We start from the raw sequence: 22,484 nt of genomic DNA on the forward strand, positions 1-22,484 counted from the left end.
TATAGGAAAAACGCGATGAGAAAACCTGTACACGCTACCGTTATCGCCCTCTTGGTTGTTTTCCTTGCCAGCTGTTCGAGTGTCGACGTCGAAGATTACGCCGATACAGAACCGCGACTGGATATTGCGGAATACTTTACCGGCTCAACACGCGCCTGGGGCATGGTACAGGATTACAGCGGCGAGGTTCAGCGCCGGTTTACCGTGACCATCGATGGCCGTGTTGAAAACGGCACGCTCATTCTGGATGAAGACTTCGTGTTTGCCGATGGCGAGACAGACAAGCGCGTATGGCGCTTCGAGCGTATCGATGAGCATCGTTGGGTGGGTACTGCCAACGACGTCGAGGAGCCTATTGAAGCCCGCCAGTACGGTTATGCGTTCCACATGAATTACCCACTTGATGTGGCGATCGGCGATAGAACGATAAACTTCACCATGGATGACTGGATGTACTTGCAACCGGATGGACGATTGATCAATCGTACCGCGATGAAAAAGTTTGGTTTAACCCTGGGTGAGATCACGCTGGTTTTTCAGCAAGCAACGCCGCGATCAAAATAATAGTCGCTTTGATGCATCAGCCTCTGCCGCACCCAAAAACAGCCTGCTGATCAGCAGGCTGTTTTAGTACTAAGGTTTTAGTACGGTGTGCCAAAAAAGCTTGAGCCCCATGGCTCAATCATCGGCTGGTGCGTACGAGCCATCTTCACGGTGTACTTCGTTGCCTGTGATTGGCGGTGTGAACACACAGGCCAGATGCATCGTTTTATGAGCACGCAGCAGGTGTTCGTCATGCTGGTCAAGAATGTAGATGTCACCGGGCTTGATCGGCCAGATTTTGCCATCTGCCAGGGTTTCTACCTCACCCTCACCTTCGATGCAGTAGACGGATTCATAGTGATGCTTGTAATGAATATGCGTTTCGGTGCCTTCGAAGATGCGCGTAATGTGGAACGAGAAGTTGCCACCATCACCAGCCAGTACCAGGCGCGTGCTGTCCCAGTTTCCGTTTTCAGCTGTCACTAAGCGATCTGTTTGGCGAGCTTCTTCAATGTTGCGAACGATCATACGTGTGCTCCAGTTCAGAGGCGGCCCGGACGGTACCGCGTACGTTATATCTTAGCGGAAGATCAGTAGCGTTGTTACTCGCTAGCGACGGCTTTGACACATTTTTCCAGGATATCCAGCCCTTCCAGCAGGTCTTCATCGCTGATGGTCAGCGGGCACAGGCACTTGACCACTTCACCGTCTTGACCGCTGGTCTCGATAATCAGACCGTGTTCAAACGCCATACCGGTGATTTTATCGGCGATATCACCTGATACAACGTCGATGCCACGCATCAAGCCACGGCCACGCTCAGTCGCTGGCATGCCGTTTTCTGTGAGCACAGCGGCTAACGATTTAAAACGCTCTTCTACAATACGGGCTTTACGCTGCACGTCACGCTCGAAGGTATCGTTTGACCAGTATTTTTTGAAGGCGGCAGTGGCCGTGACCATCGCCAGATTGAAACCGCGGAAGGTACCGTTGTACTGACCCGGCTTCCACTTATCCAGCTCAGGCTTGATGAGCACATGGGCAAACGGCATCCCGAAGCCTGACAGCGACTTGGAGTTGGTCACCATATCAGGGTTGATGCCCGCGTGCTCGAAGCTGAAGAACTTGCCGGTACGACCACAGCCTGCCTGGATATCGTCAATGATCAACAGAATGTCGTGGGCTTTACAAATCTCTGCCAGGCGTTTGAGCCACTCGATACCGGCGACGTTGATACCGCCCTCGCCTTGCACCGTTTCGACAATCACCGCGGCTGGCACATCCAGACCGCCCGATTTATCCTTCAATAGCTTCTCGAAATAATCGAGAGTGTCGGCATGTTCGCCCATGTAGCCATCAAAAGGCAGGAAGCTTGCTCCCTGGGTCGGGATGCCACCGGTGGCTTCGCGGAATTTACGGTTACCGGTGGTTGCCAGGGCCCCCATGGTGACGCCGTGGAAACCGTTGGTGAAGGTGACGATGTTGTGACGCCCTTTCGCAACACGCGCCAAGCGGATGGCGGCTTCTACCGCATTGGTGCCGGTAGGACCAGGAAGGTGAACTTTATAATCCAGTCCACGAGGCTTGAGAATGACATTTTCAAGCGTTTCCAGATAATCGCGTTTTGCATCGGTCCACATATCCAGGCCGTGAACGACACCATCTGTTGCCAGATAGTCGATCATGGCTTGCTTCAGATGAGGGTTATTATGCCCATAGTTCAATGTGCCCGCACCGGCGAGAAAATCGATGTATTCTCGGCCGTTTTCATCGGTCAATCGGGCATTCTGCGCCTTGGTGAACACCACAGGGAAAGAGCGAGAATAGGTACGAACATTGGATTCCATGCGTTCGAGTGTCTGGGTCTGCATTAGCGACCTCCTTTTTAATAAGAATCAGTTTGCCAAGCGAAAGGAAACAAAGGTAACGCGAGCGGGAAAACCGGTCAGATGTTGTGGGTATTGAACGGACCAATACGCACCAGGTTTTCCGGATCGTGCTCGCCCCCGAGTTGTTCGGTTGAAAAGTACTCGCGGCTGTTCAGTGGTGCCTGCCAGCGGCCTGCCAGCCGTTTGAACAAGCCCCATGAAGCCTGGTTATCGGGCGTGATCGTCGTTTCAAGGTGGTGGACATCGGCCAATTCCGGGCGCGACATGATGGCTTCGACCAGGCGACGTGCCAGCCCGGTTCCCCTGGCCTTTTCACCCACGGCCACCTGCCATAAAAAATACGTATCCGGCGCATTGTCCTTTACATAGCCAGACACAAAACCAACGATTTCACCTTCTTCATTGGTCGCAACGGCACAGGTGTCACGGAATTGGGTGGCTAGCAGAAGATAGGCATAGGCGGAATTTACATCCAGCGGGGGGCACGCTTTTATCAATTCATATACCCCCCAGCCGTCTTCGGCATTAGGCTTGCGAATGTACAGCGGGGTGTCCGCATGGCCAACAACGGCATCGGCGACGGTCGGTCGTGCCAAGTCTGCTGAAGGGGTAAACGGCGGTATTGGGGTGCTCATGGTTATGCTTCGCTGTTGCGATTTTGGATGTGATTATAACAGCTGCTTATGAGCAATTCAAAAATCATGTTATTCAACTCCCTATTTTCGATAATTATTTATTATACGAGAAGCCTGTCCTTGGCGAACTGGATGCCGTTACCCCTCTACTGCCTATGATGAGTTTAGCTTAAAGACGGTGGCTGCCCAGGGCATATTGAAGCGCCACTATCTCCGGGAAGGCGTACGCATCGTGACAAATTCTTCAGCGCCGGTGGGATGAATCCCGACCGTATTATCAAAGTCTCTTTTGGTTAATCCTGCGCGCACTGCAATGGCAATTCCCTGGATGACTTCCCCCGCGTCGTCACCGACCATGTGGGCACCGACAACCACATCGGTCGCATCATCCACCACGAGCTTCATCAGGGTGCGTTCCTGGCTGCCTGACAGCGTATGCTTCATGGCTCGAAAGTCAGTGCGATAAACGCGGATGGCGCCAAATTGCTCCCGTGCAGCTTCTTCCGAAAGGCCGACCGTGCCAATGTTGGGGTGGCAGAAAACGGCCGTTGGCACGCGGGTGTAGTCCAGGGGAGCAGGCGCCGGGCCACCGAAGTGGTGGTCAGCTAATTGCATGGCTTCCGCAATGGCGACCGGGGTCAGCTCGGGCGTATCAATCAGGTCCCCAAGGGCAAGAATTGACGGGACCTCAGTTTCAAAGCGTTCATTGACCGATAGCTTGCCCTGCTCATTTAGCGAAAGGTCTACCGATTCCAGGCCCAGTCCGGACACGTTGGCACGGCGCCCTGTCGCAGCCAGAACGGCATCCACTTCAAGAGTATCCCCATTGCTGAGCGCAACCTGGTAGCCAGTGTCAGTTTTCTCGATTGTCTCGATATTGGTATCAAAATGGAGATGGACACCTTGGCGGTCCATTTCCTGACGCGTGAACTCACGCACCTCGTTATCAAAGCCTTTCAGGAATAGGTTGCCGCGGTAGATCAGATGCGATTCGCTGCCTAGCCCATTAAAAATACTGGCAAACTCAACGGCAATATAGCCACCGCCTAGCACCAGGAACCGCTCCGGCAGACGTTCAAGATCAAAAATCTGGTTGGAAGTCAGGGCATGCTCATTGCCAGGGAACGTCGGTACCCAAGGCCAGCCGCCGGTAGCCAGAAGGATACGCTCGGCCGTCACATGCTGCTCGTCGCCCTGCTGATCGGTAATCACGACCGAGTGCTCACTGTTCAGGCGGGCTCGGCCGTTATAGAGGTTGACGCCTGCGGTCTCAAGCAAACGCTGATAGATGCCATTGAGTCGTTTGATCTCGCTGGTTTTATTGTCCCTTAGCGTCGCCCATTCAAAACGCGCCTCGCCAGGCAGTTGCCAACCGAAACCACTGGCATCATCGAACGCGCTATGGAAATGGGACGCATAGGCATAAAGTTTTTTAGGCACGCACCCCACGTTGACGCAGGTGCCGCCTAGATAGAGATCCTCTACAATGGCGACGCTGGCCCCCTTGGCAGCGGACATGCGTGCAGCCCGCACGCCGCCGGACCCGGCGCCAATCACCAATAAATCGTAGTCGTAACCTGCAACCTCTGACATTTCAAACTCCTATATCGTCAACACGGCGAATGTTGACCCGCTGTCGAGAGAAGGTTAAAACCTTCCTCTGATTAATGTACGTGATGGCTGCCATTATTAACGATGAGCATGCCGGACGTAATGATGAAAAAATTAAGTAATCGGAGACCCAATGTCTGACCCTATTGAGACGTTACTAGAGAACAATCGCGCCTGGGCGAAGCGCATGTGCGACGAAGACCCTGATTACTTTAAACGACTCTCCGAGCAGCAAAATCCTGATTATCTCTGGATTGGCTGTTCCGACAGCCGGGTGCCCGCCAATCAGATCATTGCTTTGCCCCCTGGCGAGGTATTTGTCCATCGCAACGTCGCCAACCTGCTGCATCATACCGATATGAATGCACTTTCAGTGGTGCAATTTGCTGTGGATGTGCTCAAGGTCAGCCATATCATGGTGGTTGGGCATTACGGCTGCGGGGGAATCAAGGCAGCGGTAATGGGTGGCGAATGCGGCGTCGTCGACTATTGGCTACACTCGGTTCGCGAGCAATACAATCAACATCGTCGTTCGCTTGAACATCTCCCGCTTGACGAGCAAATTGACCGCATGTGTGAGCTGAATGTAAAAGCGCAAGTCAATAGCCTGTGTCGCACCAAGATCCTTCAACGTGCCTGGCAGCGTGGGCAGCAGATTTCGGTTCATGGTTGGGTCTATGGCTTGAGCGATGGACACGTAAAAGACCTCAATTGCACCATCAACGGCCTTGAACAAGTCGAAACGTTATACCGCATTGACCGTCTTCAGACCGATGATTGACTGCCTCTCGCCCGCGGGTTCTGCGCGGGCGACAGTAACATCCAGCAGGTTATCCGATAGGGCAGCTGACACCCGTACCCTTGATGCCACAATAGCCATTGGGGTTTTTGTATAGATATTGCTGATGATACGCCTCAGCATAATAAAAAACGTCCAATGGCTTGATTTCAGTGGTGATATCGCCTTTTCCAGCGGCGTGAAGCGCCTCCTGGAATACCTTGGCACTTTCCTCGGCTGCCTGATGCTGCGCCGTTGTCGTCGTGTAAATCGCTGAGCGATACTGAGAGCCAACATCATTACCCTGGCGGTTTTTCTGGGTAGGGTCGTGCTGCTCCCAGAAAACATTCAGCAATGTTGCCAGTGAGACCTGGCTCGGGTCGTAAATAATTCGTACGGCCTCGGTATGGCCGGTACGCCCCGTGCAGGTTTCTTCATAAGTCGGGTTGGGTGTTTGCCCCCCGGCATAACCTGCCGCCGTCACATAGACCCCCGGCAAATCCCAGAAAAGACGCTCCACGCCCCAGAAACAGCCCATGCCCACAACCAGTTCCTCAGTCTCTGAAGGAAAAGGCGGGTGCAGAGGGTGGCCGTTAACGGCATGGTGATCACTGGTCGCAATGGGTGTCTCGCGACCCGGCAGAGCGAGCTCCGCCTGGCGAGTGGCATTATGGGTGTCAAATATAGACATGCTGCTTACCTCATTGCTGATCGAAAATAGTTGGGTTACCAGAACGACTGAAGGTGTAGATCAGATCGACTGCCTGATTGGCCCCGGAAACCGCCTGTACATAAAGGTTGCGCCACAAAGTGTAGCGTAACGTTAGTTCTGCAATGGGTGAAAAAATTCCCACCCCGTAGCTTATCCGGATATCGTCAGTCAGTTGTCCACTCAATGCCACCTGGCTATCTTCACCGGAACCTGCCGTATCCAGCGTCAAATCGTCGATGCCAAAGGCCTCGCCAATAGAGCCAACCGCCCCACCCGTGCGACCCAACGACATGCCAATCAGCGCGGTTGTTAAAGCGCTGTCGACACCACCGCCTGAAGCCTCCGGAGCTCGCCCTCTCAACACGTAGGAAAGCGCACGGCTCTCATTCATGGGGGGCTCGGAAAAAATGGCAATATTAGGCTGTTCAGCATTACCCGTTACACGAAGGCCGGCAATGACATCGTCTTGGGTCACATCCGGGTTGCGTATGGCCTCAAAGTCGAGAATGGGCAGCCCAGGTGGGCCACTGAACAGCAGTTGGCCGCGGCGAATGAGCAGGTCCTGGCCAAATGCCTGGAAGCGTCCGTCGATCAGGTTGACCTCGCCAAATAGTTGTAGCGAACCGCTATCCTGACGAACTTCTAATGTACCTCCCAGCCGAGATTCCAGCCCATAAGCTGAAATCATCATGTCGCGACCTAACGTCAGGGTAATTAACACATCCAGCTCCATGCCATCACTGGCCAGCTCATCCGCCGCACTGGGGCCGTCTTCTCCACGTTCTGCCTGGCGGCGTGCCTCCTGGGCCGCCTGCCTATCCTGGCGCTCGGTAATAATCACTTCATCGGGGCTGGGTGAGATGGCAGACGACGGCAGGTCTCCCACTTCTAGCCGTGCCCATGGCAAGTCAACATTGCCGCGGACTTGCAGTCGCTCGGGAGTGACCCGGATACGAATATCCGGGGCGGCTTCCAATCGCCCAAACTGCGGTAATACCACCAGTATGGGTGATTGGGTTGCGTTGAGGTCTACGCCCACTCGCCAGTCATCATCCGCTGGCCAGTTGGCATTCCCGTCAATATCAAGCTGGCCTCGCTCGGCTGCCAGGAACCCATCAATCGTCCCTTCTTCGCCCTCGAACGTTATGTTCACCTCGCCATCTTGTACATCGACAGGAATATCGGGGCCATTTACCTGGATGCCAAGCAGCGCAAGCTCGCCCTGCAAGTCCGGCTGAGTGGTGGTGCCAGAAATATCGATGCGGCCATTCAAATCCCCCGCAAGCTGCTCAAGGGATACCACCATGGGCCGATACGGAGCCAGTGATACGCCATTGGCTTCAAGCGAGCCGGACAGCTCCCCCGCGCCGAGTGGGTCCAAGACCGATAGCGCAAGTTCGATATCCCCCGCCTCTTCAAGCGATAGCAGCACCCTGCCATCCGCCTCGGCCTGTGTGGCGGATACCTGAGTATCCAATGAGATACGCGGCAGCTCAACGGGCTGGCCATAATCATTAACCGCCGTGACTGCCAGTTCGCCTAGCACCTCGACATCGGCTTGCCAACGCTGGCCTCCCTGGCTCCATTGGGCGGCCAGGTCCGCGGTTGTATCACCATCGACCTGCCATGCTTCGGGTAACCAGGGTTCCAGCGCTTCGATAGGAATATCACGCACGCTAAGCGCCGCTTGCCCCTGGTCAGGCGATGCGACCGTCGGTTGGTCAGCGCATACCCGGCCACCCTGCTCGCGAACCAGGCAAAACGGCGTCAAACGGGCCTCACTGCTGGCGAGATTGAAAACGATCTCAAGCGGATCTTCCAGTCGAATATCGCCTGCCTCGGTGTCAATTTCCAGCGGTGTCAGACGCGCCTTGTAGCGCTGAGCAGCCTGGTCGAACTGACCACTGAGGCTGATCAAGGCGCGTTCCAAGGCGCCGTTCGGCTGACCATCCACATTGATCTCCAGTTGATGCGATGACAGGCGTCCATCCAGCATTAGATTCGCTGCAGCCAGCGACTGACCGCCGGCAACCAGATTCTCGAGTGCCAATGAAACATCCAGTTGTGGATCTTCCAGCCCTTCCACATTAGCGTTCAGGCGCAACTGTTCAATGCGGTTTTGGGCAAACCGCAGCACGTCGCCGTTGAGCGTCGCTTGAAGCTGGGGTTGCTCCAGGCTACCCCGAGCTTCAATGTCGCCGCGGATCGTACCAGCAAGATCAGGGGAAAGCGTTTGCAGCTCGCGCAGATCAATATCGGCGTCCACGGCAAGCGCGTCAGGCTGAACCGAACCGCTCGCCGACAAGCGATTCTCACCCTGACGAAAGCTCAAACGCTCAATGTTGGCCTGCAAGTCACTGTTGGCATCAAAGGCAGCATCAAGCTGCAGTGGGTAGTCACGCAGGTCACCGCTCAAGCTTAAATTCGGCACATCAACCAACCAACGTGTGTCCTGCTGACGAACGGTGAAAGCGAGTTCGCCGTCGATATCGCCTTCTAACTGGTCAATAAACAAGGCGGGATCAAATTGCTCGAGCCCAACCCGGGCATTAACCGTCAGCGGCGACGTCCAGTCGACACGGCCTTCGCTTGTCAGTTGACTATCGCCTGCGACGAGCGTCAATGGCTGCCAGATGAAATGTGCCGTATCGCCTTTTCCGTTCACCGTGATGTCGGTTTCGGGCAATCCAGGGCCCTGAGCCTTCAAACCCAGCTGTAGTTGATAAGCGTCGAGGTTACCGCTGGCCTCCAGGTCCATATCATTGATGACAAACCCCTCACTTGAAGAGGTTTCTTGAGGATTTTCGTCAATCGCCGCATTGGCCGGCAGCGGCCATGTCAGCTCATTACTTTGCAGGTGCGCCTTAAAGGGGAGCACCGGGTCCAGGGCATTCACCTGGCCTTCCAATGACGCGTTAATGGCCCCTTCCGCGTCAAACTGTGCCGTCAAGTCGCTTAGATTTCCCGACAGATCCAGTGTGAATGCCTGACCCTTCAGTGCCGGTAACGGTTCCTCCAGAAACAGTGTGGTTTCAGCCCGTAATTCCAGCGGATAGTCGTCACGCAGTGCAACATTACCCGCCAGGTTAAACGTTGCATCGGCAGACGACACCGCGAAGTGTTCGATTACAATGTCATTACCCTGGGCTCCAACCCCGAGACTTAATCGTTCGACGAGATAGCTGAAGCGACCCGCCACCTCGATATCATTAACCGTCAGCGTAGCGAGGTGAATATCGACAGGCAGACGAACCTCGGGCAATTCGATGGGAGAGCGATCTGAGGCTACGGACTCAGTGGTCGCGCCAGTCGTTTCTGCAGGTGGATTTTGTAACGCGATCGAGGCATCAATAGCCGCAGCGGTTAACCCTATTTCACCCTCTGCTGGCGCCAGGCGTGCCCCCACTGACGGCGGCAAATAAAGCCGTGGGTTTTCCCAGTGCGTCGGGGCAATATCAACCTGTCCGGCGCTTGCACTTAACGAGGTGCGAAAAGAGGTCCAAGCGAACCGGGTCCCATCAGGTAGTTGCAGGGCGACATCATCCAGCACCAGTTCCCTGAGCTCGACGGGAAAGGGAAAACGGAATGGAGACGTGCCCTCTGAACCTGCCGCCTCTGCGGGGGCTTCTTCATCACCGCCGCCGCCAGACAGGCGAATATCAACGCCTTCCAGGCGTAGCGTATCCAGGCACAGCTTGCCGGACAGGACACAGTCATCCGCCCATGCAAGCTCAAGCTCGTCAATCCGAACCTCTGCGCCTGGGGCGTCAAGCCGGAAACCGCTAAGCCGGAACTCATCGAGTACACCGCCCACGTGTTCTTCGACGCTGAACCAGCCGCGATCCTGGCCCTGGGATAGCAATACGCCGGTTCCCCACGGTGACAGCGCGACCCCCAACAATAGCGCTATGGCGCCAAACAGCCATAGTGGGAATAGCAACACCAGCCGCAGCATACTCCAGCACAGTAACCACAGGCGGTAGCGACGTGATAACGCTCGGCGACCAGTCGCAGGCGTTTGCTTAGCTTGAGACACATCGCTCTCCTAGAATTCGGGTCCAATCGAAAAGTGCAAACGCCAGTTATCGTCGGCGTCGTCAAAAGGATGCGCCACGTCCAAGCGAATAGGGCCAACCGGGGACACCCACCTAACTCCTAAGCCCGCGCTTTTTTTCAGATCAGCGGGGCCCCAGTTGTCAAAGGCATCCCCGGCATCGATAAAGGCGGCTCCCCACCATGCACCGGTCACGCGGCGCTGGTACTCGAGGCTGGAGGTAAGTTTTTGCTGGCCACCACGCAGTTTGCCTTCATCGTTACGGGGCGAGAGTCCTTCGTAGGAATAACCGCGTACGCTGCGATCGCCGCCGACAAAGAACCGCAGGGACGGGGGAATCTTATCGAAATTTTGGGTCTCGATGGCCCCGACACTGACGCGTGCCAAAAAGCGGTTATCATCGCCGTAGGTGCGAATCCATTCGGTGTCACCCGTTAGGCGTAAAAACTGGGCGTCCGATCCCCAGACCGGATCAGAGTACTCCACCGAAAACTGCTGGCGGTCCCCCCACAGAGGAAAGCGCTGTGGCCTGGTGCGCGTACGTGACCATTGAATGCCGGGGTAGAATAACCACACTTGATCGGCCTCCCCCCCTTGGTTGAAATCCTCATAGGTCGTTCGAAAGTACAGCGACTGTACCCAGTCATTGTCGAACTCCCAGCGCCGAGCGATTTCAACGGTACCTTCCAGCGAGTCGGTATCGCTGTCATCGACGTTGCGGACACCGTATTGAAGGCGATAGCTATCACGCAGCGGGTCTTCGAGGGGAACGTCGTAGACGCCGGTAAAGCGCTGCTCAGGCGCTGACAGGTAGAGATCGTGATCCAGGCTATGGCCATAGCGGTTGATCCATGGCTGGTCCCAGCCGAACCGTAACCGTGCGCCTACGTCAGTGGCGAAGCCTATGCCTGTTTCAAACTGGTGCCGATTGGCAGGCTCTACACTGACATCGATGGGCAGGGCTGTGTCGTCGGTTTGTTGCGTGCTCAACGCGCTGACAAGTGCGGCACTGGTAATCCTTGGCCGCTCAGGCTGCGATTCGGTTGCCGATACCCACCATGGGTCACCACCACCAGGTGGGGCGAGTGTCAGTTCTTGGGCAGTTTCCAGGCGTGGCTTGACGGATACTGAGCTAAACCATCCGGTCTCGGCAAGACGTTGGTTAAAACGCGCAAGGGATTCAGCCAAATAAGGTTCATTCACCTGGTACGTGCGCATCTGCTGCAGACGTTCGGGTTGAATGTGGCTCCCAGTGATCATCGTCTTGCCAAACCGGTAACGCGGGCCACTGTCAAAATCCATATACAGCCGGGCACTTTGCAAGTAGGGGCGAACTTCCATTCGACGCTCAGTAAATCCCCAGTCGAAGTAGCCTCGTTCAATCGCCAAACCGGAAAACTCACCCCGCAGTCGATCCCAGGGCGCGTGGCGCAGGGTATCTCCCACTTTCAAGGGGAATCCCGCCAACGCCTCATTGAATGGCTCATCCTGAGCGGCGTCACCGAGTATGTTGATATCCAGTGTTTCGATGGTGACCTGGGGGCCTGGCTCAATGGTCAGGTGTGGATTACCCTCCGCTGGTAAGTCGATGGAAATATCGGGTTCATAATAACCGTAAACGCGCATCGCTTCCTGGGTGCGTTGGCGGATTTCACCCACCAGACGGCTTTCGGTGTACTCGTCTCCTTCGAGATTCTGCAGATAGGCGCGAATATTGCCCTCTACCTCATCTTCCACACCTTCAAGCGTCGCGCTCAGTGCCCATACGGCGGGTGCAGCCATCCCCAGCGGCAATGTTACCAAGTGTGCGATGACCGCTGCTGAAAGCCACTGCCGTTGTCTTCCCATACATTTTCCCTAACCTAATCATCGGCGTGCTGCCTTTCAGCAGGTCGTGTCAATTAACGCAACATTTCAAGTTGTGCACTGAATGCCAGTTGCGCTTGGCGAACCTGGCGTAAATCGTTTTCGAGTTCATCCAGTCGCTGTGACAATCGACTCTCTAGTGTTTCGTTGTCGCTCTTTGCACTCTCTAGCTCACTTAGCGATGCTTCAAAGCGTGACCATTTCTCTTGTCGCTCGGCGTCGCGGGCACTGAGGCGTTCGTCAATATCGTTCGCCAAAGCGGCCACTGACGTCTCCAACGCTTCCAACTCTTCGCGGCTTTGAGCCTCTACATGAGCGATTTCCTCGGTTAACGATCTACGCCCCGATGTCCCAGCTTCTTCCAACGCATCCAGCGACGTGTGTATGGCGGCAAGCTGGCTATCGCGAAGAGCCGCTCGCTCGCGCTGTTCCTCCAGTCGCTCAAGCAATGGATCAATGGTGTCACTGGCAACAGTGCTTTCATTTTCGGTAAGTACGTCGTAAAGCTCATTACGAGTATCCGTTAGCGCTATCGACAATTGTTCCTGCTCTTGGAACAAGGTACTCATCTGAGCTTGGACAAAGGTTAACGTATCTTGTACATCACTGTCACCCGAGTCTAGTCTAGCGTGCATGTTCGATACCTCACCACTGACCCGCTGCAACTCCTTCTGAAGCCGCTCGCGCTCGAGGTACAGACCAATCGCGGCCGCCACCAACAGGCCAATCAACAAAAACATGCACAGCCAAAGCGGCCATAGCGAAGGCCCCTTACGATGCTTGACATGCTGCGATGCAATACTCTGATCGGCATCCGGTACAATGCGCGAAGATGGGGCTCTATCGGACATGCAGTTTCCTCACAACGACGTTGGATCGGCGCGCCGACCTATTCCTCGATACTGTAACCCACAGCTGGCCACAAATTCAGGATCATAAATATTTCGGCCGTCCAGTATCAGCTTATCGCCAAGCTGTGAAGCCAAGTGTTTCCAGTCTGGATTCCAGTAGATTTTCCATTCTGTTACCAACATTAACGCATCGGCATCTTCACAGGCATCGTACGGGTTATCGACAAAGGTAACCAAATCATTCCTTGGGCCAACGGCCGCCATTAATGCAGGCGTGGCCGCAGGGTCGTGAAGCTTGACGTGAACCCCTTGCGCCCAGAGGGCGTTCAATAACGTCAGTACCGGCGCATGATCAATACGTGCTGTGCCTGGCTTAAAAGCGGCTCCCCAGATGGCAATCGTCTTCCCTTCAAGCGCGCCGCCGTAGTAGGACCATAGCTTTCTGAATAATGTCTCTTTCTTCTGTTCATTGATATCCAGCACGTGTTCAAGCAATGCAGACTGTCGCCCGCTGGCGACCTGCACGTCGGCAAGCCTCATCAAATCCCGCGAGAAGCTTGGCCCGCCAAACCCACAGCCTGGATAAAGGTATTCATACCCGATACGTGAATCGGCCCCCATTCCCTGCCTTACATGCTCGACATCAACGCCCAGGGTATCTGCCAGCCCCGCAATTTCGTTCATGTAGCTGATGCGCGTCGCCAACATGCCGTTAATGGCCAGCTTGGTTAACTCAGCGGCACGCGTGGGCATCACCTGAAAAGCATCACGGCGTCGATTGAAGGCTCTCAGTAACTCTCTTAGCTTTTGCTCGGCCAGTTGATCATCACAACCCAATAGCCAACGGCCAGGGCGTGTAAACGACGCCCAGGCTCGCCCTTCTTCCAGCGTATCTGGCAAGGCAACGCCCACAGCGCACTCCCCTGTCAGGCGCTGTAACCGTTCGGTATCACCGACCGGGAAGGTCGAGTTATTGACCAGTATGCTATCGGTCTGCCATCTCAGCGCGGGGTGCTGCAGCAAAGCGGCTGCCGACTCGCGCTGTGATGGTGAGAGTGCTAACCACAGCACATCGACAGCCAGATGCGTTTCCGGCTGGGCGATAACCGTTAAAGCGCCACTCTCCAGAGCTTGCTGTATCTGCTCAACGAGTTGTGGTTCGCGGCGTAGCCAATCCTCGTTGAGTAGCGTCGACCACGGTGTATCTCCATGGGGAAGCCATGCCACCACATGGCCCACAGAGGACAAGGCCGCCACCGCGGTTGCGGTGCTTAATTCACTACCGTACAGGAGCACCCGCATCGATTAGGCTCCCTGATGGTAGCGCGCGAGCAATGCTTTAAACTCATCACCCAAGTCAGGGTGCCTGCGTGCATAGGCCAGCGTTGCCTCCAGGTATCCCAGTGGTTGTCCGCAATCGTACGTCGTCCCTTGCATACGATAGGCCTGAACGCCCTGCTGCTCACGAAGCGTTTCAATGGCATCGGTGAGCTGAATTTCCCCACCAGCGCCGGGTGGCGTCTTGGCAAGAATAGGAAAAATCGCGGCGGGCAAGGCATAGCGGCCGATGACCGCCAGATTCGAGGGAGCCTGGTCACGCGCCGGCTTCTCAACCATGCCAACCAGGTCGGCAGAGCTGGCGGGAGCCGGCACATCACCTGCGGGGGCAACAATGCCGTATTTTTCCACAAGCTCCCACTTGACTTCCTCGACCATCAGCTGAGCGGTACCCTGCTGGTCGTAAGCCTCGAGCATTCCTTGCAGATCGCTGCGCGGGGTGTCGCTGTTGTCCACCAACACATCCGGCAATAGCACGGCAAAGGGTTCATCGTCGCCAATAACTGGCTGTGCGCAAAGTATGGCATGTCCCAGTCCCAAGGGCTCACCCTGGCGTATACTGATGATATTGACGTCATCAGGCACCATTTCCCTGAGCGAGGCCAACAGATCATGCTTCCCCTTTGCTTCCAGGCTCGCCTCTAATTCAGCATGGGTGTCGAAATGGTTTTCGATGGCGCCCTTATTACTGCTGGTGACAAACACGATATCGCGAATACCTGCGGCAATTGCCTCCTCGACCACGTATTGAATGACTGGCCGATCCACAATGGTGATCATTTCCTTGGGAATGGCTTTGGAAGCGGGCAGGCAGCGGGTACCGAATCCCGCAACAGGCAATACAGCCTTACGAATCATAAGAGGTCCTTTTCATGCGTTCCGGCTCAGGAGTGGTTAGAATGCCTATCATACTGAACGCGCGTTGGGTTTCCAGTTCGCCGTTACACTGCAAGTATCAGGCCACGGTCTTTCCCATGCTTGCTCAATGTTGATGGAGTCAAAACATGTCAGCGACACCAAAGGATAGCATTGCTCACCAATACCAAGGCAATGTTGATAACGCCGAAGTGGCGAAATTTGAAGCACTTGCCAGTCGCTGGTGGGACCCGCAGAGTGAATTTAAACCCCTGCACGATATAAATCCCTTACGACTCGACTTTATCGATGCCAGGGCAGGATTAGCGGGCAAGAAAGTGCTGGATGTTGGCTGCGGCGGCGGTATTTTAAGCGAAGCCATGGCCCGCCGTGGTGCAAAGGTGACCGGTATTGACCTGGGTGAAGCACCCTTGGGCGTTGCCCGCCTGCATGCTGAAGAGCAAGGCGTGACGATTGATTACCGCAACATCAGCGTGGAAGCACTGGCGGATGAACAGCCAGGCCAGTATGACGTCGTCACCTGCATGGAAATGTTGGAGCATGTTCCTGACCCGGCGTCGGTCGTGCATGCTTGTGCGGCCTTGGTGAGACAGGGTGGCTATGTGTTTTTCTCTACCCTTAACCGCACGCCGAAGTCCTACGCCTTTGCCATTCTCGGTGCCGAGTACGTGCTGAAGCTACTGCCTCGGGGAACGCACGACTATGCGAAATTCATCCGCCCCTCGGAAATGGCGAGTTGGAATCGGCATAGCGGTCTGGAAGTGCGCGAACAGATCGGGCTGACCTACAACCCCCTGACCCGACGCTATCGGTTGACCGAAAACGATGTCTCGGTCAATTACATGATGTATTGCCGTAAGGTGCAGGCATAATGCCTGTCTGCTCATCGCCCCGTGCCGTGCTGTTTGACCTTGACGGCACCCTGGTGGATACCGCGCCGGACTTAGCTGTCGCCACCAATGCATTGCGTCAACACCACGGTTTGACACCGCTACCGTTCGCCACGATTCGCACCCAGGTGTCAAATGGCGGTAACGCCTTGGTGAGCCTGGCGCTGGGCAGTGATCTTGGCGTTACTCATCAGGCAGAGGCTCGTCAGTTTCTGCTGGACGCCTATGAAGCCTCGGTTGCGGTTCACAGCCGGGTATTTTCACCTCTGGATCAATGGCTCGCTGAATGGCAATGCCAGGAACGCCCCTGGGGGATTGTCACTAACAAACCCCGTCGCTATACCACGCCGTTGCTCGAGGCCTTGTCGCTGACGCCGGGTGCCCTGCTTTGCGCGGATGATCTGACCGTCAAAAAACCCGATCCCACTCCGCTGATCGAGGCCGCTCGGCGATTAGGTGTCAAACCACAGCATTGCTGGTATGTCGGCGATCATCTCAGAGATATGCAAGCCGCCAGAGCAGCCGGCATGACGGCGGTGGCGGTTGGCTACGGGTATATTGCGGAAGGCGATGATTATCGTCTGTGGCCAGCACACTGCTGGTATCAGCAGTGTACTGAGCTGGTCGATGCGCTGCCTGATATCGCTTGAACAACCCTCAAAGGTCAAGTCTGCTTGGGGGGTTGGGCATCGATTTTTTGACCATGGGTGCCTGCGCTATCGGGCCCCATCAACCACAGGTACGTGGGCATAATGTCGTCGGGGGTACGCAAGTTGGCGGGGTCTTCACCAGGATAAGCATTACGCCGCATTTGCGTCCGGGTAGCGCCTGGATTAAGGGTGTTAATGCGCAGGTGGGGCTCACTATCCAATTCGTCGGCCAGTACCTCCACGAACCCTTCGGTGGCAAATTTGGATACGGCGTAGGCCCCCCAGTAGGCACGGCCTTTGCGGCCGACACTGGAAGAGGTAAAGATGACCGAGGCATCGTGGGAGCGTTGCAACAACGGCAATAGCGCCTGGGTCATCCAGATGGGGCCATTGATATTGACCTGCATGACCTGCTCCCAGAGTGCGGCATCGTACTGCGCAAAAGGGGTAATACGACCCAGTAGACCGGCATTGTGCAGCAGACCGTCCAGACAGCCGAACTCTTTTTCGAGGGTGTCGGCCATGTCGTGAAAATCCTTGAGCGTGGCGCCCTCAAAATTGAGCGGAAAAATGGCCGGTTGAGGGCCTCCGTCCGCCTCGATTTCATCGTACACACGCTCTAACTTGGCAATGGTGCGGCCAAGCAGGATCACGGTCGCACCATGGCGGGCGTAACTTAGCGCCGCCGCACGCCCTATGCCGTCACCTGCGCCAGTGACCAACACGACACGGTCACGGAGCAAATCGGGCGCTGGCTGATAATCAATTTTACATGTCATCGCAGACCCTCCTGGCGGCTTTTGCCATCAACTGCCCTGGCGAAGAAAATCATCGGCCAGCCCCGCCGCACTGCTTTGTGGATAATCATCCTGCACTTTTTCGAGGAACGCACGACTTTCTTCCGCTTCGCCCTGCCGGGCCTTGACCAAGCCAAGCTTGTACAACGCATCCGGCACCTTGCTGCTACCATCATAGTTGTCAATCACGCGGGTGAACGCTTGCTCGGCGGCATCCAGTTCGCCTTCCGCGGCATACAGCTCACCCAGCCAGTAATGGCCGTTGGCGGTCAAGCTGGTATCGGGATAGGCTTCCACAAAGGCTTCAAAGGCGGCGATAGCTTCGTCGAAACGGCGCGCCTGTACATGTGCGAAGGCGTCCTGATACGTCTGCCGCGCATCCTCACTCACATCGCTTGGTGAGGGAGTATTGGCAACTTCCTCGGCGGCGTCAGGCTCCACCTCGGGTGTCGATTCCTCGATTTGACTCTGCCCAATGCTCATCAGGCGGTCTTCAATATCAAGGTATTGCTGCTGTGATTGGCGGCGAAGTTGCTCCAATTGGTGACGCAGCTCTTCAATTTCACCACGAAGACGCTGAATTTCCTGCTGGTGCTCCTGCACCGTGTTGAATAAGACGAGGCTTCCATTGGAGCCTCCGCCCTGGGTCTGGGCTTGTTCATAAAACCCGCCGCCTGAACCTGAAAGGTCTTCGACAACGGGCTGTTGGGCAACACTGGCAAGGGGCAATACGGATAACGGGAGCACTAAGGCTCCCGCACCGCACAGCCTCTCAATGTAACGCTTGAGACTGTGATTCATGATGACTCCAAAATGACGAATCCTAATGCGTGTTGATTATCACGCGGGTCATCAATAATTGAACACAACGCGACGGTTTTGTGAATATGCAGCCTCGCTGCTACCACGTTCAGCCGGACGCTCTTCCCCATAGCTCACCACGCTCATTTGCGAGGATGAAACGCCTTGAATGTTCAGAAAGCGCTCGACGGCGTTGGCACGGCGTTCACCGAGGGCCATGTTGTATTCACGGGTACCGCGTTCATCGGTATGCCCGTGCAAGACGACGTTGACATCCGGGTTTGAACGCAGATAGCGCGCGTGGGCCATCACGACAGATTCGTATTCGCTTTTAATCGTGTCGCGATCGTAGTCGAAATAGATGGTTTTGACATCCGGAATACGCGAGTCGGCCTGTTGACTGCGATCAGCGCCTGATGTGGCGCTGCCATACTGACCGCTCGTTCCGGTGCCCGAGGTGCTGCTGGCGCTTCCATCGCGGCCATCCTGGCTGCCGTATGAATCACCGTCTTGAGTGCCGCCGGTGCTTGAACAGCCTGCGATAACGGCGATAGAAAGCGCGACTGCCAATGAGCGAGCCAACGGTTTAAGTTGCATAATCAGACTCCTTGCCTGAAAACATGAATGGATTTCAGTTGTTTAAAAACGGTGACCATGCGGGGTCACGCACATCACCTTGGGCAGCGGGCAACCTGAATGACGAACGGCCATCGGCAGAAACGGCACTCAGCACCCCGTTGTTACCCTGTTGGGTAGCGAAGATTACCATGGTCCCGTTCGGTGCAACACTGGGTGATTCATCACTAGTGGAATCACTCAACGTGACCAGGCGACCACTGTCGATTTCCTGACGTGCGACTTGAAAACCACGGTCAGAACGGTGGATCAAAAACAGGTTTTCGCCATCCGGCGAGAAACGCGCCCGAGCGTTATAATTACCCGTGAAAGTCATACGCTCCGTTTCACCGCTACCGAGCGTATGCTGATAAATTTGCGGCCCACCGCTACGGTCGGACGTGAACACCAGACGGCGACCATCCGGCGACCATGCAGGTTCGGTATCGATACTGTTGCTATCCGTAACGCGAGTGAGCGAACGGTCGGCGATTTCCATGACATAAATATCGGGCTGACCGTCTTTTGACAAGGACATGGCCAACCGGCGGCCATTTGGCGACCAGGCGGGTGCCCCGTTAATCCCCTCAAACGATGTAATCCGCGCACGATTACCGCTACTCACTTCCTGAATATAGATCTCCGGGCGTCCACTCTCGAAAGATACATAAGCAAGCTTGCCACCGTCCGGTGACCAGGCAGGGGACAAGATGGGCTGGTCGGACGTCAAAATCTGCTGGCTATTGCGCCCGTCTGCATCGGCTACGTACAGGCCATAGTCGGTGTTATCGCCAACCCCTTGCGCGGTGACATACGCAATTCGCGTCGAGAAAGCACCGCGAATGTCAGTAATCTCCTCAAAAATCTGGTCGCTGATATAGTGCGCGGCACCACGCAGATCATTTTCACTGGCCGTCACGGTTTCGCTCATCATGCGCCGCTGGCCGCTGATGTCCATCAGGTCATATTGGATTCGATAGCCAGTGTCTGTCCGTTCGGTTCTGCCAACGACCAGATAACGAACATCCAATGACCGCCAGGTGCTGTATTGAACATCCTCTGCCTCGTTGGGTTGCTCAAACATCGAACCGCGATCCAGGGGATCAAAAAAACCGCTGCGATCAAGATTGTCATGAATGATTTGTGCCACGTCTTCGGGCATACCCTCTGGACCCTCGAACGGCACCACGCCTATGGGTAGCGCCTGATCACTGCCGCGGGTAATTTCGATGGTTAAATTGGCGCTAGCAACTGTGCTCATTGCCAGCAACAGACAGAATAGCCATACCTTGCTTATGGTGTGCATCAGCGAACATCCCCCGGGGTAAATCGCAGATTGAATTGACGTAAATTGCGCTGCTGTCCAGCCGGCAGCTCACGCAGCTCAACGAACGGTGCTGCATGTTCGATTGCCTGCATCGCCGATCGATCAAAGTTGCCATCGCCGCTTGACGATACCACCGACGTGGTCAGCACTTCGCCTGACGGCCCTAACCTGACTTCAAGCGTAGCACTCATCGAGTCGCTTGCGTCTGACGGAATTATCCATGCCTGCTCGACGGCGCGCTTAACAATCGTCAGGAAGCTATTGGCGGCTTGCTCGGCTTGTTGTGCTGCAGCAGCGGCCTGGGCTTCACCTTCCAACTGTCGCTGCATTGCGGCTTCTGCCTCTTCCTGAAGGCGCTGTTCTTCGGCTTCGCGTTGACGCTCGGCCTCGGCTTCTGCCTCTTCCTGACGGCGTTGCTCTTCCGCTTCGCGTTGACGCTCGGCCTCGGCTTCTGCCTCTTCCTGGCGGCGTTGCTCTTCGGCTTCCCGCTGACGCTCGGCCTCGGCTTCTGCCTCTTCCTGGCGGCGCTGTTCTTCGGCTTCCCGCTGGCGCTGGGCCTCGGCTTCTGCCTCTTCCTGGCGGCGCTGCTCTTCGGCGGCCTCCTGACGGCGTTGCTCTTCAGCTTCCCGCTGACGCTCGGCCTCGGCTTCTGCCGCTTCCTGGCGGCGCTGCTCTTCAGCTTCCCTTTCACGTTCGGCTTCAGCTTCGGCTGCCTCCTGGAGGCGTTGGGCTTGCGCTTCTGCTTCTGCCCTGGCAGCTTCCAGGGCTTCTTCGGCAGCAGCAGCTTCAGCCGCTTCCTGTGCAGCCTGTTCGGCAGCGGCCTGCTCTTCGGCGGCTGATGTATCGGGTTCTTCTATTGTCTCCTCAGCTTCCTCAGCCCCCTCCATGGCAGCTGACTCATCATTGGCCTGCTGGGCCCGGTTCGTGAACGCCTCTGTGCTGATCAGGGTTGCCTGTACAATAGAAGAGGAATCTGGCTCGGCGTCACTATCTGGCCATTCAACCAACGAGAACAACACGATCAGCAGGTGCACGGCAATCGCAAACACCGCTGGCCAAAGGTAGCCAATATCTTGAGGATCACGAGGTTTTTTTACAGCCATGCCCTGTGCGTCCTTACTCATTCTGTGGTGGCTCAGAAATGAGCCCCACATTGGCCACGCCCGAGCGCTGCAGATTACTCATCAACACGACCACTTCACCATAAGCCACATTCTGGTCGCCACGAACCATCACCGGCGTGTCAGGCTGCTGCTCTATAATAGCGCTAACCCGGCGAGTGATATCATCAGCAGAGACCTGGGTCGAATCGTCTCCGAGGCTAAGGTAGTACTGTCCTTCGCGATCGATGGAAATAATGATCGGGTCGTTGTCTTCCTGACTTTCTATTGGCTCTGAACTGACCTGGGGCAATTCAACGTCCACTCCCTGATTCAACATCGGAGCGGTAATCATGAAAATGACCAGCAACACCAGCATGACATCGATAAAGGGGACAACGTTGATTTCACCCATAGGCTTACGCTGTCCGCCGCGTTTAAACGGTCCTTGCATGGGGCAACTCCCTTAGCTTGACGCGCTGTCGCGCCCTTGCAGATTGCGGTGCAAGATAGCGTGGAACTCTTCAGCGAAATCCTCGTACTTGCCCAACAAGCGACTGGCGTTGTTGGAAAGCCGGTTGTAGAAAATCACGGCAGGTATCGCGGCGAAAAGGCCCATTGCCGTGGCAATCAATGCCTCTGCGATCCAGGGGGCGACCGTTGCCAATGTGGCTTGCTGGGTCATGGAGAGCGATTGGAAGGACCCCATGATGCCCCACACAGTGCCAAACAGGCCTATATAGGGGCTGGCAGAAGCCACTGTCGCGAGAAAGACAAGATGCTGGGTCAGGCGGTCTTCCTCACGTGACCATGCGACGCGCATGCTGCGCTGAACACCTTCCAGAACCGTTGTGGTATTACGGGTCTTGGGCATCAGGCGATTGAATTCACGAAAGCCTGCCTGAAAGATGTGTTCAGCCCCGTGGCGGGGATCGTCAGCAGGGATTTCACGGTAAAGCTCATTCAAATCAACGCCTGACCAGAACGTTTCTTCAAACTGGGTATATTCTTTTTGCGCACGGCGCAGGGCAATGCCGCGTTGAAAAATCACCACCCATGAAAGAATGGACCCCACTGTTAATAGCAACATGACCAGCTGAACAACGACGCTGGCATTCATAATCAGGTGTGGAATAGACATGGCATTATCG

Annotated in this window: 21 protein-coding genes; 4 read left to right on the top strand and 17 right to left on the bottom strand. The window is 55.6% G+C overall.

Annotation, left to right across the window (positions count from 1 at the left end; translation table 11 throughout):
- Positions 1 to 15: 15 nt before the first annotated feature.
- Entirely contained in the window at positions 16 to 564 is a 549-nt protein-coding gene (locus IT895_RS09135; RefSeq protein WP_199285314.1) for a DUF3833 domain-containing protein, read from the top strand.
- Between the two features lie 114 nt (positions 565 to 678).
- On the opposite strand, the gene IT895_RS09140 is transcribed toward IT895_RS09135, so the two are convergent.
- From IT895_RS09140 to gorA, 4 genes are all read right to left on the bottom strand, one after another.
- A complete protein-coding gene (locus IT895_RS09140) occupies positions 679 to 1,071 on the bottom strand; it encodes an ectoine synthase (protein WP_066320560.1) in 393 nt (130 codons plus the stop codon).
- A 74-nt stretch (positions 1,072 to 1,145) separates the two neighbouring features.
- Positions 1,146 to 2,414: a diaminobutyrate--2-oxoglutarate transaminase gene (ectB, locus tag IT895_RS09145; protein WP_199285315.1), complete on the bottom strand. Its 1,269-nt coding sequence runs from the start codon at positions 2,412 to 2,414 to the stop codon at positions 1,146 to 1,148.
- 74 nt (positions 2,415 to 2,488) lie between these two features.
- Entirely contained in the window at positions 2,489 to 3,067 is a 579-nt protein-coding gene (gene ectA, locus IT895_RS09150) for a diaminobutyrate acetyltransferase (protein WP_085918560.1), read from the bottom strand.
- Positions 3,068 to 3,274: 207 nt separating this feature from the next.
- On the bottom strand, positions 3,275 to 4,660 hold the full coding sequence (gene gorA, locus IT895_RS09155) for a glutathione-disulfide reductase (protein ID WP_199285316.1): 1,386 nt from the start codon (positions 4,658 to 4,660) through the stop codon (positions 3,275 to 3,277).
- Between the two features lie 151 nt (positions 4,661 to 4,811).
- Here gorA and can point away from each other — a divergent pair, with 151 nt between their 5' ends.
- On the top strand, positions 4,812 to 5,459 hold the full coding sequence (gene can / locus IT895_RS09160; RefSeq protein WP_085918558.1) for a carbonate dehydratase: 648 nt from the start codon (positions 4,812 to 4,814) through the stop codon (positions 5,457 to 5,459).
- Between the two features lie 49 nt (positions 5,460 to 5,508).
- Here the strand turns inward: can and msrA are convergent, their stop codons facing one another.
- From msrA to galU, 6 genes are read right to left on the bottom strand one after another with little or no spacing between them, the layout of a single operon-like run.
- The gene (gene msrA, locus IT895_RS09165; protein ID WP_199285317.1) at positions 5,509 to 6,147 is read right to left on the bottom strand and encodes a peptide-methionine (S)-S-oxide reductase MsrA; all 639 of its coding nucleotides are present in this window, start codon (positions 6,145 to 6,147) and stop codon (positions 5,509 to 5,511) included.
- Between the two features lie 10 nt (positions 6,148 to 6,157).
- The gene (gene tamB, locus IT895_RS09170) at positions 6,158 to 10,204 is read right to left on the bottom strand and encodes an autotransporter assembly complex protein TamB (RefSeq protein ID WP_325073202.1); all 4,047 of its coding nucleotides are present in this window, start codon (positions 10,202 to 10,204) and stop codon (positions 6,158 to 6,160) included.
- Between the two features lie 9 nt (positions 10,205 to 10,213).
- Positions 10,214 to 12,070 carry an autotransporter assembly complex protein TamA gene (gene tamA, locus IT895_RS09175; RefSeq protein WP_199285318.1) on the bottom strand — a complete coding sequence of 619 codons (1,857 nt, stop codon included), beginning with the start codon at positions 12,068 to 12,070 and terminating at the stop codon, positions 10,214 to 10,216.
- Positions 12,071 to 12,123: 53 nt separating this feature from the next.
- Positions 12,124 to 12,939: a hypothetical protein gene (locus IT895_RS09180; protein WP_199285319.1), complete on the bottom strand. Its 816-nt coding sequence runs from the start codon at positions 12,937 to 12,939 to the stop codon at positions 12,124 to 12,126.
- A 9-nt stretch (positions 12,940 to 12,948) separates the two neighbouring features.
- Positions 12,949 to 14,241, bottom strand: coding sequence for a nucleotide sugar dehydrogenase (locus IT895_RS09185; RefSeq protein WP_199285320.1), 1,293 nt, complete (start codon positions 14,239 to 14,241; stop codon positions 12,949 to 12,951).
- A 3-nt stretch (positions 14,242 to 14,244) separates the two neighbouring features.
- Positions 14,245 to 15,135, bottom strand: coding sequence for a UTP--glucose-1-phosphate uridylyltransferase GalU (galU, locus tag IT895_RS09190; protein WP_085918552.1), 891 nt, complete (start codon positions 15,133 to 15,135; stop codon positions 14,245 to 14,247).
- 146 nt (positions 15,136 to 15,281) lie between these two features.
- On the opposite strand from galU, the gene ubiG reads away from it, so the two are divergent.
- Entirely contained in the window at positions 15,282 to 16,025 is a 744-nt protein-coding gene (gene ubiG, locus IT895_RS09195) for a bifunctional 2-polyprenyl-6-hydroxyphenol methylase/3-demethylubiquinol 3-O-methyltransferase UbiG (protein WP_085918551.1), read from the top strand.
- Positions 16,025 to 16,693 carry an HAD-IA family hydrolase gene (locus IT895_RS09200; protein WP_199285321.1) on the top strand — a complete coding sequence of 223 codons (669 nt, stop codon included), beginning with the start codon at positions 16,025 to 16,027 and terminating at the stop codon, positions 16,691 to 16,693. Before ubiG ends, IT895_RS09200 begins: the two co-directional genes overlap by 1 nt.
- A gap of 14 nt (positions 16,694 to 16,707) precedes the next feature.
- Here the strand turns inward: IT895_RS09200 and IT895_RS09205 are convergent, their stop codons facing one another.
- Genes IT895_RS09205 through tolQ form a run of 7 tightly spaced genes read right to left on the bottom strand, consistent with a single transcriptional unit; the run spans position 16,708 to position 22,474 of the window.
- Complete coding sequence (locus tag IT895_RS09205) at positions 16,708 to 17,472, bottom strand: YciK family oxidoreductase (RefSeq protein WP_085918549.1); 765 nt, start codon at positions 17,470 to 17,472, stop codon at positions 16,708 to 16,710.
- 27 nt (positions 17,473 to 17,499) lie between these two features.
- Entirely contained in the window at positions 17,500 to 18,291 is a 792-nt protein-coding gene (gene ybgF, locus IT895_RS09210; protein ID WP_085918548.1) for a tol-pal system protein YbgF, read from the bottom strand.
- A 51-nt stretch (positions 18,292 to 18,342) separates the two neighbouring features.
- Positions 18,343 to 18,888: a peptidoglycan-associated lipoprotein Pal gene (gene pal, locus IT895_RS09215; protein ID WP_085918547.1), complete on the bottom strand. Its 546-nt coding sequence runs from the start codon at positions 18,886 to 18,888 to the stop codon at positions 18,343 to 18,345.
- Positions 18,889 to 18,922: 34 nt separating this feature from the next.
- Positions 18,923 to 20,212: a Tol-Pal system beta propeller repeat protein TolB gene (gene tolB / locus IT895_RS09220; protein WP_085918546.1), complete on the bottom strand. Its 1,290-nt coding sequence runs from the start codon at positions 20,210 to 20,212 to the stop codon at positions 18,923 to 18,925.
- Complete coding sequence (gene tolA / locus IT895_RS09225; protein ID WP_199285322.1) at positions 20,212 to 21,336, bottom strand: cell envelope integrity protein TolA; 1,125 nt, start codon at positions 21,334 to 21,336, stop codon at positions 20,212 to 20,214. The genes tolB and tolA overlap by 1 nt, the downstream gene beginning before the upstream one ends.
- Before the next feature lie 13 nt (positions 21,337 to 21,349).
- Complete coding sequence (tolR, locus tag IT895_RS09230) at positions 21,350 to 21,787, bottom strand: protein TolR (RefSeq protein WP_085918544.1); 438 nt, start codon at positions 21,785 to 21,787, stop codon at positions 21,350 to 21,352.
- 12 nt (positions 21,788 to 21,799) lie between these two features.
- Positions 21,800 to 22,474 (bottom strand): protein TolQ, encoded by a 675-nt coding sequence (gene tolQ / locus IT895_RS09235; protein ID WP_233337408.1) that lies wholly within the window; start codon positions 22,472 to 22,474, stop codon positions 21,800 to 21,802.
- Positions 22,475 to 22,484 lie beyond the last annotated feature (10 nt).

Origin of the sequence: Halomonas sp. A40-4 (assembly GCF_015767635.1) — a bacterium.
GTDB lineage: Bacteria > Pseudomonadota > Gammaproteobacteria > Pseudomonadales > Halomonadaceae > Vreelandella > Vreelandella janggokensis.

Excerpts from the sequence above, each read along its gene's own strand:
- IT895_RS09180 (WP_199285319.1), bottom strand. The coding sequence starts at position 12,939 with ATGTCCGATAGAGCCCCATCTTCGCGCATTGTACCGGATGCCGATCAG.
- ectA (WP_085918560.1), bottom strand. The coding sequence starts at position 3,067 with ATGAGCACCCCAATACCGCCGTTTACCCCTTCAGCAGACTTGGCACGA.
- ubiG (WP_085918551.1), top strand. The coding sequence starts at position 15,282 with ATGTCAGCGACACCAAAGGATAGCATTGCTCACCAATACCAAGGCAAT.
- IT895_RS09205 (WP_085918549.1), bottom strand. The coding sequence starts at position 17,472 with ATGACATGTAAAATTGATTATCAGCCAGCGCCCGATTTGCTCCGTGAC.
- galU (WP_085918552.1), bottom strand. The coding sequence starts at position 15,135 with ATGATTCGTAAGGCTGTATTGCCTGTTGCGGGATTCGGTACCCGCTGC.
- IT895_RS09185 (WP_199285320.1), bottom strand. The coding sequence starts at position 14,241 with ATGCGGGTGCTCCTGTACGGTAGTGAATTAAGCACCGCAACCGCGGTG.
- tolA (WP_199285322.1), bottom strand. The coding sequence starts at position 21,336 with ATGGCTGTAAAAAAACCTCGTGATCCTCAAGATATTGGCTACCTTTGG.
- IT895_RS09140 (WP_066320560.1), bottom strand. The coding sequence starts at position 1,071 with ATGATCGTTCGCAACATTGAAGAAGCTCGCCAAACAGATCGCTTAGTG.
- ectB (WP_199285315.1), bottom strand. The coding sequence starts at position 2,414 with ATGCAGACCCAGACACTCGAACGCATGGAATCCAATGTTCGTACCTAT.
- IT895_RS09135 (WP_199285314.1), top strand. The coding sequence starts at position 16 with ATGAGAAAACCTGTACACGCTACCGTTATCGCCCTCTTGGTTGTTTTC.
- tamA (WP_199285318.1), bottom strand. The coding sequence starts at position 12,070 with ATGGGAAGACAACGGCAGTGGCTTTCAGCAGCGGTCATCGCACACTTG.
- gorA (WP_199285316.1), bottom strand. The coding sequence starts at position 4,660 with ATGTCAGAGGTTGCAGGTTACGACTACGATTTATTGGTGATTGGCGCC.
- tolQ (WP_233337408.1), bottom strand. The coding sequence starts at position 22,474 with ATGTCTATTCCACACCTGATTATGAATGCCAGCGTCGTTGTTCAGCTG.
- tolB (WP_085918546.1), bottom strand. The coding sequence starts at position 20,212 with ATGCACACCATAAGCAAGGTATGGCTATTCTGTCTGTTGCTGGCAATG.
- tolR (WP_085918544.1), bottom strand. The coding sequence starts at position 21,787 with ATGCAAGGACCGTTTAAACGCGGCGGACAGCGTAAGCCTATGGGTGAA.
- pal (WP_085918547.1), bottom strand. The coding sequence starts at position 18,888 with ATGCAACTTAAACCGTTGGCTCGCTCATTGGCAGTCGCGCTTTCTATC.
- can (WP_085918558.1), top strand. The coding sequence starts at position 4,812 with ATGTCTGACCCTATTGAGACGTTACTAGAGAACAATCGCGCCTGGGCG.
- IT895_RS09200 (WP_199285321.1), top strand. The coding sequence starts at position 16,025 with ATGCCTGTCTGCTCATCGCCCCGTGCCGTGCTGTTTGACCTTGACGGC.
- ybgF (WP_085918548.1), bottom strand. The coding sequence starts at position 18,291 with ATGAATCACAGTCTCAAGCGTTACATTGAGAGGCTGTGCGGTGCGGGA.
- msrA (WP_199285317.1), bottom strand. The coding sequence starts at position 6,147 with ATGTCTATATTTGACACCCATAATGCCACTCGCCAGGCGGAGCTCGCT.